Genomic DNA, 13,354 nt, shown 5'->3' with positions numbered 1-13,354 from the left:
ATAGTCGTGCCGGTCGTTGGCCGCAATGAACGACATCTGCGGCGGATTTGCGGTCATAGCGAGCCTGACTGCAGGATGCCGGTTATGCCGATGATGCGCATCCACTGGCAATTCAGCGACAGCCGGACCGCTCCCTCGCAGGTAAGCAGTATCTTGCCGTCCTCGTCCCACATCCTGATAGCGCTCAAGCCGTGACTCCGGAATTTGCGAAGGCTGATCGTCTCGACCGCTATGAATTCCAGAGTAAAGGACACTGCGTTGAACTCGCGCCATTTGGCGGGGGGACGATAGGGAAGCACGGTCGAAATAAAGGACAAATGCATGCTTGGACCCTCTCGGTCCATCGTGGCCGAAGTGATCTCAACGGAAGACAAGTCCGGATAATGACCGTAAATAGTCTGGAGAAAGATCGGGTTTTCGATCCGCAGCGGCCACATCAATCCGTTCCATGCCGCAGCGCCAGCGCCGCCGCCAACGGGCCAAGCACGGCAAGAAACAGCGTCAGCGCGGCAAGAATGAGGAAGGGCTGCAGGAACGGCGCCGGATCGGCAACCGCGCCGTAGCTGGCCGAGACACCGAAGATCAGCACCGGAATGGTGAGCGGCAGCACCAGCACCGAGATCAGCAGCCCGCCGCGCGGCAGCGCCACCGCGACCGCGGCGCCGGCGGCGCCGATGAAGGTGATGGCCGGCGTGCCGACCAGCAGCGTCAGCGCCGTGGCGCCGATCCCCAGCGGCTCCATGTTCATGAACAGGCCGAGCAAGGGTGCGGCGATCACCAGCGGCAGCACGCTGCCCGTCCAATGCGCCAGGCATTTGGTCAGCACCGTCAGCGCCAGCATGTGGCTGTCGCCGTTGAGCACCAGCAGGTCAAGCGAGCCGTCCTCGCGGTCGGCCTGGAACAGCCGGTCCAGACCGAGCAGGCAGGCGAGCAGGGCGGCGATCCACAGGATCGCCGGGCCGATGCGCGATAGAAGCTTGAGATCGGGTCCGACGCCGAACGGAATGGTGACGATGACGGCGAGGAAGAAGATCACGCCGATCAACGCCCCGCCGCCGGCACGGATGGAGAGGCGGATATCGCGCAGGAAGAGGGACCACATTATGAGGCGGCCCCTTGTTGAAGTGCGCGTTCCTTCACACCCCCCTCTGGCCTGCCGGCCATCTCCCCCGCAAGGGGGGAGATCGGATGTCGCGTCGCCCTTCGCCAATTTTCAACGCTGAAAGCAGATCGCCGGCGGCCAAGCTGCCAATCTCCCCCCTTGCGGGGGAGATGTCCGGCAGGACAGAGGGGGGTGCCTCGCGCCAACATCAGTCACCCATCCTCAATGCCTTCGCCCCGTCCAACCCCAGCGGCAGGTGCGTTGCCGCCACCACAATCCCGCCATCGCGCAGATGCCCGCGCATCAGTCCCGCGAACCGTTCCTCCGATGCCTTGTCCAGCCCCGCTGTCGGCTCGTCGAGCAGCCAGATCGGCCGCCGGCTGACCAGCAGCTTCGCGATCGAGGCACGTCGTCTTTGCCCTGTCGAGAGATAGCCGAAGGGCAGGTGCCCGATCCCGCCCAGCCCGACGGTCTCCAGCGCATCCTCGACTCCAAGCGCGGGATCGCCCTGGAAAGCCCGCCAGAATCCCAGATTCTCCTCCACGCTCAGCGCCGGCTTCATCGCGTTGAGATGGCCGAGATAGTGCGCGGCCGAAGCGACCGTGGGAAACGCCTCGCCGCCGCCTTCGACGAGCACCTTGCCCCCGGCGGCCGGCAGCAGCCCGGCGACGACTCTCAGCAGCGTCGACTTACCCGCGCCGTTCGGCCCGGTGACGATGAGCGCCCCGCCCTTGTCGAGCGCGAAGCCGATGTTGGAAAAAACCGTCTCGCCGCCGCGCTCGCCGCCCAGATTTTCGGCGATCAGCCGCATTCTTTGCCCGTCCCGAAGCACCGTTTCGCGGCTGTCGCCCGCTCACGCAAATTCGTCTTTCGACTGTCTAGAACTATTCCAGGAAATTCTCTATATGCGGTTCATCCGTGCCAGCGGTCGGCGCGGGAACAGGATTAGCGCCGAACCAGCGCACGCGCCGCCTTGAACGGCTCGGGTTGCTTGGGAGCGGACAGCGGAAATGGCCGTACCCGCACACCTTTGCGCGTGATTGCATGCCAACGGCGTCCGTTCCCTTTCAGGCTGAACAGACAAGGACGGATCGCCGTGACCAAATCCCTCGACAGTTTCAATTGCCGCCGCACCCTGACCGCGGGTGGCGCCGATTATGTTTATTTCGATCTCGTTGAGGCTGAGAAGAATGGCCTCACCGGCATCGCCCAGCTGCCCTATTCGATGAAAGTGCTGCTGGAGAACTTGCTGCGCAACGAGGATGGCCGCTCGGTCACCAGGCAATCGATCCAGGCGGTCGCCGCCTGGCTGACCGACAAGGGCACCGCCGGCGTCGAGATCGCCTATCGCCCCGCCCGCGTGCTGATGCAGGATTTCACCGGCGTTCCGGCGGTCGTCGACCTTGCCGCCATGCGCGACGGCATCAAGGCGCTCGGCGGTGACCCGGAAAAGATCAATCCGCTGGTGCCGGTAGACCTCGTCATCGACCACTCCGTGATCGTCGACGAGTTCGGCACGCCGATGGCCTTCGCCCGCAATGTCGAGCTCGAATATGAGCGCAACGAAGAGCGCTACAAGTTCCTGAAATGGGGCCAGCAGGCCTTCCGCAATTTCCGCGTCGTGCCGCCCGGCACCGGCATCTGCCACCAGGTCAACCTCGAATATCTGGGACAGGTAGTGTGGACGAACGCAGAGGAAGGCGAAACGACCGCCTACCCCGACACCTGCGTCGGCACCGATTCGCACACCACCATGATCAACGGCCTCGGCGTGCTCGGCTGGGGCGTCGGCGGCATCGAGGCCGAGGCCGCGATGCTTGGCCAGCCGGTGTCCATGCTTTTGCCCGAGGTCATCGGCTTCCGCCTGACCGGCAGGCTGAAGGAAGGCGTCACGGCCACCGACCTCGTGCTCACCGTCACCCAGATGCTGCGCAAGAAGGGCGTCGTCGGCAAGTTCGTCGAGTTCTTCGGTCCCGGCCTCTCCAACATGACGCTGGCCGACCGCGCCACCATCGGCAACATGGCGCCCGAATATGGCGCGACCTGCGGCTTCTTCCCGGTCGACGGCGAGACCATCCGCTATCTGACGATGTCCGGCCGCGAGGAAAATCGCATCGCGCTGGTCGAGGCCTATTCGAAGGCCCAGGGCATGTGGCGCGACGCCGGCTCGGCCGACCCGGTCTTCACCGACCTGCTTGAGCTCGACCTCGGCGACGTCGTGCCGTCGATGGCCGGCCCCAAGCGCCCCGAAGGCCGCGTCGCGCTGGAAGGCATTCCCGCCGGCTTCGCCAAGGCGATGGAGACCGAATACAAGAAGGCCGCCGAGATTTCGAAGCGCTATGCGGTCGAAGGCGCCGGCTACGATCTCGGCCATGGCGATGTCGTCATCGCCGCCATCACGTCGTGCACCAACACCTCGAACCCGAGCGTGCTGATCGGTGCCGGCCTGCTCGCCCGCAACGCCAACCGCGTCGGGTTGAAGCAGAAGCCCTGGGTGAAAACCTCGCTGGCGCCCGGCAGCCAGGTGGTCGCCGAATATCTGGAAAAATCCGGCTTGCAGAAGGAACTCGACCAGATCGGCTTCAACCTGGTCGGCTTCGGCTGCACCACCTGCATCGGCAATTCCGGCCCGCTGCCGGCGCCGATCTCCAAGACCATCAATGACAAGGGCCTGATCGCTGCCGCGGTGCTCTCCGGCAACCGCAATTTCGAAGGCCGCGTCTCGCCCGACGTGCAGGCGAACTACCTCGCCTCGCCGCCGCTGGTGGTGGCGCATGCGCTGGCCGGCACGGTGACCAGGGACCTGACGACCGAGCCGCTCGGCGAAGGCAGCGACGGCAGGCCGGTCTATCTCAAGGATATCTGGCCGAGCGCGGCCGAGATCCAGCAGTTCATCGAGAAGAACGTCACCCGCGAGCTGTTCGCGCGCAAATATGCCGACGTCTTCAAGGGCGACGTATATTGGCAGAAGGTCAAGGCGCCGGAAGGCCAGACCTATGCCTGGGACGATCACTCGACCTATGTGCAGAACCCGCCCTATTTCGCCGGCATGGGCCGCTCCTTCGGCAAGGTCGGCGACATCAAGGGCGCGCGCGTGCTTGGCTTGTTCGGCGACAAGATCACCACCGACCACATCTCGCCGGCGGGTTCGATCAAGGCGGCCTCGCCGGCCGGCAAGTATCTGACCGAGAATGGTGTCGGCGTCGCCGACTTCAACCAGTACGGCACGCGCCGCGGCAACCATGAGGTGATGATGCGCGGCACATTCGCCAACATCCGCATCCGCAACCACATGCTGGGCGAGAACGGCCGCGAGGGCGGCTACACGATCCACTATCCCTCGAAGGAGGAGATGTCGATCTACGACGCCGCCATGGAATACAAGCAGGAAGGCGTGCCGCTGGTCGTCTTCGCCGGCGTCGAATACGGCAACGGCTCCTCGCGCGACTGGGCGGCCAAGGGCACGAACCTGCTTGGTGTGCGCGCCGTCATCGCCCAGTCCTTCGAGCGTATCCATCGCTCGAACCTGGTCGGCATGGGCGTCATCCCCTTCGTCTTCGAGGACGGCACCTCATGGGCCTCCCTCAATCTGAAGGGCGACGAGCTGGTCGAGATCGACGGCCTCAGCACCATCAAGCCGCGCCAGAAGATGACCGCCAAGGTCACTTACGGCGACGGCACGGTCAAGAACGTCCCGATAATCTGCCGCATCGATACGCTGGACGAGCTCGACTACTTCAAGAACGGCGGCATTTTGCAGTACGTGCTGCGGGATTTGGCTGCTTAGCAGCAGCCAGGAAATAGGGCTTAGGCAATAGGCAGTAGGCAGTAGGCAGTAGGGAAAGGAACACCTACTGCCTACTGCCTACTGCCTACTGCCTACTGCCTACTGCCTACTGCCTACTGCCTACTGCCTACTGCCTACTGCCTACTGCCTACTGCCTACTGCCTACTGCCTACCTTCGGCGCTCCAAACTTTGCCGTCGCCGCCAGCAGCACGGCGAGCATCAGCCCGTTGAAGACGTGCCAGAGGAAATGCGTGCCGAGCGGGAAGCTGGCGCAGACCAGCGGATCGATCATGCGGCAGATGACCGAGACGATGAAGATCGCCGACCCGGTCAGATTGTACCAGCCGGCCCGGTTGCCGCTGGCCGCAGCCCAGGCGCCGAAGAAGGCGAGCGCCAGGAAAGGCGGCAGGTAGCCGGTGGTGCCGTTCGAAGCCTGGCGCAGCCAGTCCGGCACCGCAAAGGCGATCAACCCGGCAACGACATAGAAGGTGACAAAGACGAGGATCGCCTTGCCCCTTGGCATATCGAGGAAACGGCGCAGGTTGAACAGCGTGTAGGCGAGCGTGAAGCCCGCGATCGGAAGGATGTCGGCCCAGACCGTGCCTTTAGTGGCGAAGGTGTGGACAGTGTCGAGCCGATGCCGATCGCCACCACCCACCAGGCCAGCACTTCGGCGAAGGTGCCGGTCTTGTAGCGCCGCACCTGCCAGACACCCCACAGTCCCGCGGCAATGAAGGCCAGGTTGGTCAAAGCATTAGCCGGCTCCGCCCAAAGTCCAGGTCCGGTCCGTTCGCAATAGAGATCGACGGGGGTCAGGAGAGTTTGCCACATGGTGAGGATGCTGCTCCCGAATCGAACCACGCCGTGAAATGCAAAGGCCTCTCCTATTGCGACCTTACCTGAGGTTGCAACAGCAAAATTTCACCGCAACGTGACTTCCCGTTGACTGTCGCTTCTGCCACATATTTTAGCAATCAGAACAAGGCCGGCGTCACCGGCGGGAATTGGAAAAGTCATGGCATTTCGAGGACGATTGCGGCTTGCGGCAGTAGCGCTGGCCCTGACGGCGTTGGGCGGCGTGGCCCTGGCAGCCGAGCCTGAGAAGGCCGCGACGGGCAAGCCGCAGGCTGACAGGACGCAGGGCGAAAAGCCTTTGGGCGTGGTCGAATTGTTCACCAGCCAGGGCTGCAGTTCCTGTCCGCCGGCCGACGAATTCTTCGCCGAGCTTGCCGGCAACGACGACATCATCGCGCTCGCCTACCATGTCAATTACTGGGACTATCTCGGCTGGCAGGATACGCTGAGCAACAAGGAGAACACCGAGCGGCAATATGATTATATGCGCGCCTTCGGCAGCCGCTCGGTCTACACGCCGCAGGCCGTCATCAATGGCCGCAGCCACGTCAACGGCGCCAGCCGCAAGGAGGTCGATGGCGCGCTGGCCCGGATGGACAGGACCGGCGAGGGCATGCGCGTCGGCATCAAGGTGAGCCGCACCAGCGACCGGGTCGTGATCGACGCGGGCGACGCCGGCAACGGTCCGGCCGATGCCCATGTGGTGATCGTCTATTTCGATCCGCCGCAGATGGTGAAGATCGGCCAGGGCGAGAACAGCGGCCGTAGCCTGACCTATTGGAACGCCGTCTCCGACATCCAGACCGCCGGCATGTGGCACGGCAAGGCGCAGCGCTACGAATTGCCGATGACCGAGATTGCCAAGAAGGGCGGCTGCGCGGTGCTGTTGCAGTCGGTCGGCAAGGACGGCTTGCCCGGGCCGATCCTCGGCGCCGCCTTCATCCGCAAGCCCGATCGTCTTTAACGGCTCCCTTCCCTTCTCAAGGGGAGAAGGAAAATAAAAAACCGGCGTCAGCTTGCTTCTGACGCCGGTCATTCAGGTTTTGGGATCGTCGCACCTGATTTTTCCAAGGAAAAACCGAGGTTGGTTCGATCCGACGCTGACCCGTGGGCGGGGGGCTTGGGGTTTACGAGCCGGTGCCGGACCGAACCGTCTCAGGCAACGCCGGTAAATTCGTCGGACATTGGGGCATGAGCGCGGATTATTTGTGGCAAGAATGTGGCAGAGTATCACCAATTCCAACATGTGTTTCGCAAACGTGACTGGACGTTTGGAAAACCCCGCGACCGCACACGTGCTTAGCCGGCCCTTGCAATTCACCCGCGAAAGCGCGAACCTTGCCCGGCGCATGATTCAATCGAAGGATCGAGGCATGACCGATCACAGCGGCGGGACGGAGGATGGGGAAGCATCCGGAATATTGATCCCGTTGCACGAGGCGCGCAACGCACGCCTCGACCAGCCGGTGCGATTCGACCGGCGCGAACTCGACCAGATCCTGAGACTTTACGGACGCATGGTGGCGGCCAACGAATGGCGCGACTATGCCATCGATCATCTTACTGATCGCGCTGTCTTTTCCGTCTTCCGCCGGGCCAGCGAAGTGCCTCTGTTCCAGATCGTCAAGGACCCGAAGCTGGCGCGCCGGCAAGGCGCTTTCGCCGTCATCGCCGCCGGCGGCCGCATCCTGAAGCGCGGCCAGGAACTCGGCCGCGTGCTTGGCGTCTTCGATCCCAAGCTGAAGGTTGTCGAGGCGTGAAGGGAAGGGGAATTGAGGAACTGAAGAATTGAAAAACTGAGGAAAAGGGCGCTTGGCGCCTGACGACACAGTGGCCGCCCTCCTTGTTCTTCAGTTCTTCAGTTCTTCAATTCCTCAATTCTTCAGTTCCCCTTGAGTCCCCGAAACCTCCGTTCCGGCAGCGATTCGGGATCCGGCGGCAGTTCCGCGCCGCCATTTAGCGGCAGCTGCATGAACACCGTGTCCAGCCACCGCCCGAGCTTGTAGCCCGACCCTTCCAGCCGCCCGGAATGGCGGAACCCGAGCTTCTCGTGCAGCCGCACCGAAGCGCTGTCCGCGTGGCCGTCGCCGATCACCGCGATGATCTGGCGGAAGCCCGCCGCGCGTGCCGTCTCGATCAGCGCCTGCATCAGCAGCGAGCCCACGCCTTGGCCCTTGGCCTCGGGTGCGACATAGACCGAATCCTCGATGACGAATCGGTAGGCGGGGCGCGGCCGGAACGGTCCGGCATAGGCATAGCCGAGCACGACGCCGCTCTTCTCCGCGACCAGATAGGGAAAGCCACCCGCCGTCAAATTGTCGAATCGGTTGCCCATTTCGGCGCGGCTGGGCGGCTCCAGTTCGTAGCTCGCCGTGCCATGCGCGACCGCGTCGGCATAGATTTCCGTGATTCGGTCGAGGTCGGCAGGCGTGGCGGCTCTGATCGCAATATTGCTCATAGTTTATGCAGTTCGTTTTCCTGCCTAAATGAGAGCAGAGGAGCCGCCGAAAGGAAAGGGCGGCCGTTGGGCCGCCCTTCGCGAAGTCTATGGTCCAGTGAGGCCGGGTGCCGGCTTTAGCGGCGCTGACCCATGAACTGCAGCAGGAACATGAACAGGTTGATGAAGTCGAGATAGAGCCTCAGCGCGCCCATGATCGCCTTGCGGCCGGCGACATCGGACTGGTCGCCCTCGTAGTACATCTCCTTGATGGCCTGGGTGTCATAGGCGGTGAGGCCGGCGAAGACCAGCACGCCGATCGCCGAGATGGCGAAGCCAAGCGCCGACGACTGCAGGAAGATGTTGATCAGCATCGCGATCAGCAGGCCGATCACGCCCATGATCAGGAACGAGCCGAACGCCGACAGGTCGCGCCTGGTCGTGTAGCCGTAGAGCGACAGGCCGCCGAAGGCCGCGGCCGTGGCGAAGAAGGTCTGGGTGATGCTGGTGCCGGTGTAGACGAGGAAAATCGTCGACAGCGACAGGCCGACAAGGCCGGCATAGACCCAGAAGGTGGCCTGCGCCGCCCCTACGCTCATCGCCTGGATGCGGAACGACAGGAACATCACGGCAGCGAGCGGCGCCAGGATGACGACCCAGCGGAACGCGCTGGCATAGATGAGCTGGCCGAAGGCGGTCAGCTGGCCGTCGCCGGTGATGGCGAGCTGGAACGCGCCCCAGGCGGCAAGGCCGGTGATTAAAAGGCCAAGCCCCATGAGGTTATAAACTTTGATCATATAGGCCCGCAGGCCCTGATCGATGTCGACGCGCGCGCCAGGTGCGGCGGACGTCTGGTAGTTGCGAATGGGATCAGCCATTGGAAATCCTCTGTTGCTTCTGCCCCGTCCGGTGACAGGTCTTTTTTGGACCAGGCGCCGCTGGCAGGGCTCCAGCATGCCTGCCGCGAAATATGATGGTTCTTGACGTCAAGAACAAGACGGTAACGAGGCGTCACCCTTCGTGAGAAGGCAAAAAGGCGGGTTTCTGGCCGTTGCGGCCGGCATTCTTACAAAGATTTAACCGGACCGGCGGCTCCGGGCCTGCCGGTCAGAGGTTGCGAAGCACCGGCGCGGCCTTGTGGCCGAGCACCCGCCAGGTGCCGGCAAGGCCGATGCCGACCGTCACCGTCAGCGAAACCAGGATCGTTGCCACCGCGACTTCCGGCATGAAATGCGATGGCAGCGTCATGATATGCGCGACGACGAACCAGGCGGCGATGCCGCCGGCGGCAAGCGCGAACAGCGCGGTCGCCAGCCCGATCAGCACATATTCCAGCGAGAAGGCGGTGATCAGCGTCCGCCTTGTCGCGCCGAGTGTCTTCAATACGACCGCATCGTGGATGCGCGCGCGGTTGCCAGCGGCCAAGGCGCCGGAAAGCACCAGCACCGAGGCGATCAAGGCGACGCCGGCGGCGGCGCGGATCGCCGCGCCCAATTGCGCGACCAGGTGGTTGACGATGTCGAGCGCATCCTTGACGCGCACCGTCGTCACCGCCGGAAAGGCCCGCGTGACGGCATTGAGCAGCCTTGCGTCGTCGGCCGCGGTGGCTTGTCTGTCGGTCAGCGTCGCCAGCCAGCCATGCGGCGCGCCGGCAAAGCTATTGGGCGAGAACACCATGACGAAGTTGATGCCCATCGTCTCCCATTGCACCTGGCGGAAATTGGCGATCTTGGCCGTGACGTTGCGGCCGAGCACATTGACGGTCACGCTGTCGCCGAGCTTCAACCCGATCGCCTTGCCCTCCTCGGCCGAGAACGACACCAGCGGCGCGCCGGAATAGTCCTGCGGCCACCACGTGCCTTCGGTCAACGTCGCATTTTCCGGCTGCTTCGCGTCATAGGTCAGGCCACGGTCGCCGCGCAGCACCCAGGCGCCGTCGGCCGGGACCTTCACCTTGGCGACATCGACGCCATTGAGCGCCATGATGCGGCCGCGCAGCATCGGCACCTTGACCAGCGCGCCATGCGGCGCCTGCCTGCCCACCAGGCTGGCGAAGGCGTCGACATCGCCGCTCTGGATGTCGACGAAGAAGAAGTTCGGCGCCCGCTCCGGTAGGCTGCCGGAGATCTGCCGTCTGAGATTCCCGTCGATCAGCGCCAGCGTCACCAGCAGCGTCAGCCCGAGCCCGAGCGACAGCACCACCGACGGCGTCAGCGCGCCGGGCCGATGGATATTGCCGAGCGCCAGTCTCAGCGACACCGAGCGCACGCGCGGGCTCTTTTTTGCCACCCATTGCACCAGCACCGCCACCAGCCGCAGCACCAGGAAGGCAAGGACGGTGGCGCCGACGAAGATCGAGGCGATGCGGTAGTCGTTGGCCGAGAGGATCGCCAGCCCCGCCAGCGCGACGACGATCGCCAGCGCCGCGCCGGCATAGGGCAGGCGCGGCAGGCCGCGGCTCTCGAAGCCCATTTCGCGGAACAGCGCGGTTGCCGGCACGTCGCGGGCGCGGCCGAGCGGCAGCAGTGCGAAGGCCAGCGTCACCAGCAGGCCGAACAGCGCGGCCATGGCGAGCGCGCCCGGATAGAAGCCGCCTTGTGCCGGCACGGGGATGACCGATCGCAGAAGCGCGCTCGCCACGAACGGCATCGCGGCGCCCAGAATCAAGCCAAGCACGATGCCAAGGCCCGCGATCAAAAGGATCTGGACGAGATAGACGGTGAAGACGAAGCCGCCCGAGGCGCCGAGGCTCTTGAAGGTGGCGATGACGCCGCGCTTGCCGTCGAGATAGGCGCGCACGGCGTTCGCCACGCCGACGCCGCCGACCACCAGCGCCGTCAGCCCGACCAGGGTCAGGAACTGCGAGAAGCGCTCGATGTTGGCGGAGAGCGCCGGTGCCGCGTTGCTGCGCGTACGGATCGACCAGCCGGCCTGCGGAAAATCCTTCGCGGCTTGAGCCTGGATGTCCTTGATCCGCGCCTCGGAAGTGCCGTCGGGCAGCCTCACCTTATAGGCGTTCTCGACCAGGCTGCCAGGCTGCACCAGCCCGGATGCGGCAAGCCCCGCGCCGGAGATCATCAGCCGCGGCGCGAAGCCGAAACCGTCCGACACCGCATCCGGCTCGCCGACCAGCCTGGCTCTCAGCTCGAACGTCGCGCTGCCGAGCTTCAGCCTGTCGCCGATATGAAGATTGAGCCGGTCGAACAAGAGGTCGGGCGCCGCGGCGCCGAACACGCCGGACCTTTCGCCGAACAGTTCTTCCTTCGGCAACGCCGGATCGGTCTCGAGCGCGCCGTAGAGCGGATAGGCGTCGTCGACGGCCTTTGCTTCGACCAGCGCCTGGTCGGAGCCGTCCTCCAGCCGCGCCATCGAGCGCATGCCGGAATTCAGCGAAACCGTGCCGAGGCCCTTGATGAAGCCAAGCTCGGCATCAGAAGCGCTGCGCTGGTTGATCTGGAAGCGCAGATCGCCGCCTAGCAGCGTCTGGCCCTGTTCGGCAACGCCGGTGGAGATCGCCTGCGCCACCGAATTGACGCCGCCGATCGCCGCGACGCCCAGCGCGATGCAGGCAAGGAAGATCAAGAAGCCGGACAGGCCGCCGCGCATCTCGCGCAGCGAGAAGCGGATGGCGAGCTTCAATGTCCGCATCAGGCCGGCACCTTCACTGCCCTCGGCGCATCCTCGATCCGCCCCGAGCGCATCGACACCTGGCGCGCGCAACGCGCCGCAAGCGCCGGATCATGCGTGACCAGCACCAGCGTCATGCCGCGTTCCGCCGCCTTGGCGAACAGAAGATCGGCGATCTGCTTTCCCGTCGCCTGGTCGAGATTGCCGGTCGGTTCGTCGGCAATGAGGATGCGCGGCGACGGCGCCAGCGCCCGGGCGATCGCCACGCGCTGCTGCTCGCCGCCGGAAAGCTCGCCCGGATAGTGCGTCACACGGTCGCTCAGGCCGACCGCGGCAAGCTCGCGCGCGGCCACGCCGAACGGATCGGCATGACCGGCCAACTCGAGCGGCACCGCGACATTCTCGAGCGCCGTCATATTGGGAATGAGGTGGAAGGACTGGAAGACGATGCCAATGTTTCGCCCACGAAACGATGCAATCCGGTCCTCGCTTTTGCCATTGAGCAGCTCGCCGGCGATTCGTACCGTACCCGAATCGACCCTTTCCAGGCCCGCAAGAACCATCAGCAAGGTGGACTTGCCCGAACCCGACGGACCGACGATGCCGGTGGCTTCGCCGGCGGCCACATCCAGGCTCACGCCCTTCAGCACATGGACGGAGGACGCCCCTTCGCCGAGCGTCAGCGATACGTCCCTCAGCACGATGACGGCTTCTGTCACGATGAAAGCGCCCTATATGTGAAAAAGGAGACGATCCGTGTCTCCTCCTTGGCATTGTTTCGGTCATATGGGGCTCGCCGCATGGCATTCAAACACCGTTTTGCCGCAGCTCCTGGCCTTTTCGCAGCCCTCATCCTTTTTCTCGCCCTTTGCGGCGCCATTTCGTCGGCGCGCGCCGCCACCTTCACCATCGTCGGTTTCGGCGACAGCCTGATGGCGGGCTACAGCCTTGGACCGGGCCAGGGTTTCACCGACAGGCTGCAGGCGGCGCTGAAGGCGAAGGGCCTCGACGTCACCGTCGCCAATGCCGGCGTGTCGGGCGACACGACGAGCGGCGGGCTGGCGCGGCTCGACTGGTCGGTGCCGGACGGCACCGGTCTGGTGATCCTCGAGCTCGGCGCCAACGACATGCTGCGCGGCCTTTCGCCCGAGATCCCCGAAAAGAATCTCGACGCGATGCTGGGCAAGCTCAAGCAGCGCAAGATTCCAGTGCTTCTCGCCGGCATGCGCGCCGCGCCAAACCTCGGCGCCGACTACCAGAAGGCTTTCGACGCCATCTATCCACGGCTCGCCGCGAAATACGGCGTTCCGCTCTATCCGTTCTTTCTCGACGGCGTCGCCGGCCACTCCGATATGCAACTCGAGGACGGGCTGCATCCCAGTCCGAAGGGCGTCGACGTCATGGTCGAACGCATGCTGCCGGTTGTCGAAAAGGCCATCGCCGCGAACGGCGGTCCTTCGTGAGGCAGGAAAGCAACGGTTTCCGCTGGGGAAACTTTGTGGACAACAAACCGCTTGCCCTATGTGGATATCGATGATTCGCTAG

General features: G+C 64.3%; 11 protein-coding genes and 1 pseudogene. 4 read left to right on the top strand and 8 right to left on the bottom strand.

The annotated features are described in order from the left end of the window. Positions 1–53 precede the first annotated feature (53 nt). The 3 genes from RFM68_RS22830 to ccmA all read right to left on the bottom strand — a co-directional run bounded on the left by RFM68_RS22830 (position 54) and on the right by ccmA (position 1,913). Positions 54–437: an Imm50 family immunity protein gene (locus RFM68_RS22830; protein WP_320235272.1), complete on the bottom strand. Its 384-nt coding sequence runs from the start codon at positions 435–437 to the stop codon at positions 54–56. Continuing rightward, positions 437–1,102: a heme exporter protein CcmB gene (gene ccmB, locus RFM68_RS22825; RefSeq protein ID WP_320235271.1), complete on the bottom strand. Its 666-nt coding sequence runs from the start codon at positions 1,100–1,102 to the stop codon at positions 437–439. The genes RFM68_RS22830 and ccmB overlap by 1 nt, the downstream gene beginning before the upstream one ends. A gap of 208 nt (positions 1,103–1,310) precedes the next feature. Next, on the bottom strand, positions 1,311–1,913 hold the full coding sequence (gene ccmA, locus RFM68_RS22820; protein ID WP_320235270.1) for a heme ABC exporter ATP-binding protein CcmA: 603 nt from the start codon (positions 1,911–1,913) through the stop codon (positions 1,311–1,313). Between the two features lie 285 nt (positions 1,914–2,198). Here ccmA and acnA point away from each other — a divergent pair, with 285 nt between their 5' ends. Further along, complete coding sequence (gene acnA, locus RFM68_RS22815; protein WP_320235269.1) at positions 2,199–4,889, top strand: aconitate hydratase AcnA; 2,691 nt, start codon at positions 2,199–2,201, stop codon at positions 4,887–4,889. A 155-nt stretch (positions 4,890–5,044) separates the two neighbouring features. On the opposite strand, the pseudogene RFM68_RS22810 reads toward acnA, so the two are convergent. Further along, positions 5,045–5,721 (bottom strand): annotated as a pseudogene (locus tag RFM68_RS22810) (ceramidase domain-containing protein). 184 nt (positions 5,722–5,905) lie between these two features. Here RFM68_RS22810 and RFM68_RS22805 point away from each other — a divergent pair. Then, the gene (locus tag RFM68_RS22805; protein WP_320235268.1) at positions 5,906–6,709 is read left to right on the top strand and encodes a DUF1223 domain-containing protein; all 804 of its coding nucleotides are present in this window, start codon (positions 5,906–5,908) and stop codon (positions 6,707–6,709) included. Positions 6,710–7,118: 409 nt separating this feature from the next. Beyond that, entirely contained in the window at positions 7,119–7,505 is a 387-nt protein-coding gene (locus tag RFM68_RS22800) for a DUF2794 domain-containing protein (RefSeq protein WP_320235267.1), read from the top strand. Between the two features lie 122 nt (positions 7,506–7,627). On the opposite strand, the gene RFM68_RS22795 is transcribed toward RFM68_RS22800, so the two are convergent. The 4 genes from RFM68_RS22795 to RFM68_RS22780 form a co-directional block, all read right to left on the bottom strand. Then, complete coding sequence (locus RFM68_RS22795) at positions 7,628–8,203, bottom strand: GNAT family N-acetyltransferase (RefSeq protein ID WP_320235266.1); 576 nt, start codon at positions 8,201–8,203, stop codon at positions 7,628–7,630. A 116-nt stretch (positions 8,204–8,319) separates the two neighbouring features. Beyond that, positions 8,320–9,060, bottom strand: coding sequence for a Bax inhibitor-1/YccA family protein (locus tag RFM68_RS22790; protein WP_320235265.1), 741 nt, complete (start codon positions 9,058–9,060; stop codon positions 8,320–8,322). A gap of 229 nt (positions 9,061–9,289) precedes the next feature. Continuing rightward, positions 9,290–11,830: an ABC transporter permease gene (locus tag RFM68_RS22785; RefSeq protein ID WP_320235264.1), complete on the bottom strand. Its 2,541-nt coding sequence runs from the start codon at positions 11,828–11,830 to the stop codon at positions 9,290–9,292. Continuing rightward, positions 11,830–12,528 carry an ABC transporter ATP-binding protein gene (locus tag RFM68_RS22780; protein WP_320235263.1) on the bottom strand — a complete coding sequence of 233 codons (699 nt, stop codon included), beginning with the start codon at positions 12,526–12,528 and terminating at the stop codon, positions 11,830–11,832. Before RFM68_RS22780 ends, RFM68_RS22785 begins: the two co-directional genes overlap by 1 nt. An 81-nt stretch (positions 12,529–12,609) precedes the next feature. On the opposite strand from RFM68_RS22780, the gene RFM68_RS22775 reads away from it, so the two are divergent. Further along, positions 12,610–13,272: an arylesterase gene (locus tag RFM68_RS22775; RefSeq protein ID WP_320235262.1), complete on the top strand. Its 663-nt coding sequence runs from the start codon at positions 12,610–12,612 to the stop codon at positions 13,270–13,272. The last annotated feature ends 82 nt before the right edge of the window (positions 13,273–13,354 follow it).

The organism is Mesorhizobium montanum, assembly GCF_033977145.1.
GTDB classification, from domain to species: domain Bacteria; phylum Pseudomonadota; class Alphaproteobacteria; order Rhizobiales; family Rhizobiaceae; genus Mesorhizobium; species Mesorhizobium montanum.
This window is presented reverse-complemented; position numbering and strand designations above follow the sequence as displayed.

Bases quoted from the DNA above. Each gene is read 5' to 3' on its own strand.
- RFM68_RS22800 (WP_320235267.1), top strand. From the start codon at position 7,119: ATGACCGATCACAGCGGCGGGACGGAGGATGGGGAAGCATCCGGAATA.
- RFM68_RS22830 (WP_320235272.1), bottom strand. From the start codon at position 437: ATGTGGCCGCTGCGGATCGAAAACCCGATCTTTCTCCAGACTATTTAC.
- RFM68_RS22805 (WP_320235268.1), top strand. From the start codon at position 5,906: ATGGCATTTCGAGGACGATTGCGGCTTGCGGCAGTAGCGCTGGCCCTG.
- RFM68_RS22790 (WP_320235265.1), bottom strand. From the start codon at position 9,060: ATGGCTGATCCCATTCGCAACTACCAGACGTCCGCCGCACCTGGCGCG.
- RFM68_RS22785 (WP_320235264.1), bottom strand. From the start codon at position 11,830: ATGCGGACATTGAAGCTCGCCATCCGCTTCTCGCTGCGCGAGATGCGC.
- RFM68_RS22775 (WP_320235262.1), top strand. From the start codon at position 12,610: ATGGCATTCAAACACCGTTTTGCCGCAGCTCCTGGCCTTTTCGCAGCC.
- ccmB (WP_320235271.1), bottom strand. From the start codon at position 1,102: ATGTGGTCCCTCTTCCTGCGCGATATCCGCCTCTCCATCCGTGCCGGC.
- ccmA (WP_320235270.1), bottom strand. From the start codon at position 1,913: ATGCGGCTGATCGCCGAAAATCTGGGCGGCGAGCGCGGCGGCGAGACG.
- RFM68_RS22795 (WP_320235266.1), bottom strand. From the start codon at position 8,203: ATGAGCAATATTGCGATCAGAGCCGCCACGCCTGCCGACCTCGACCGA.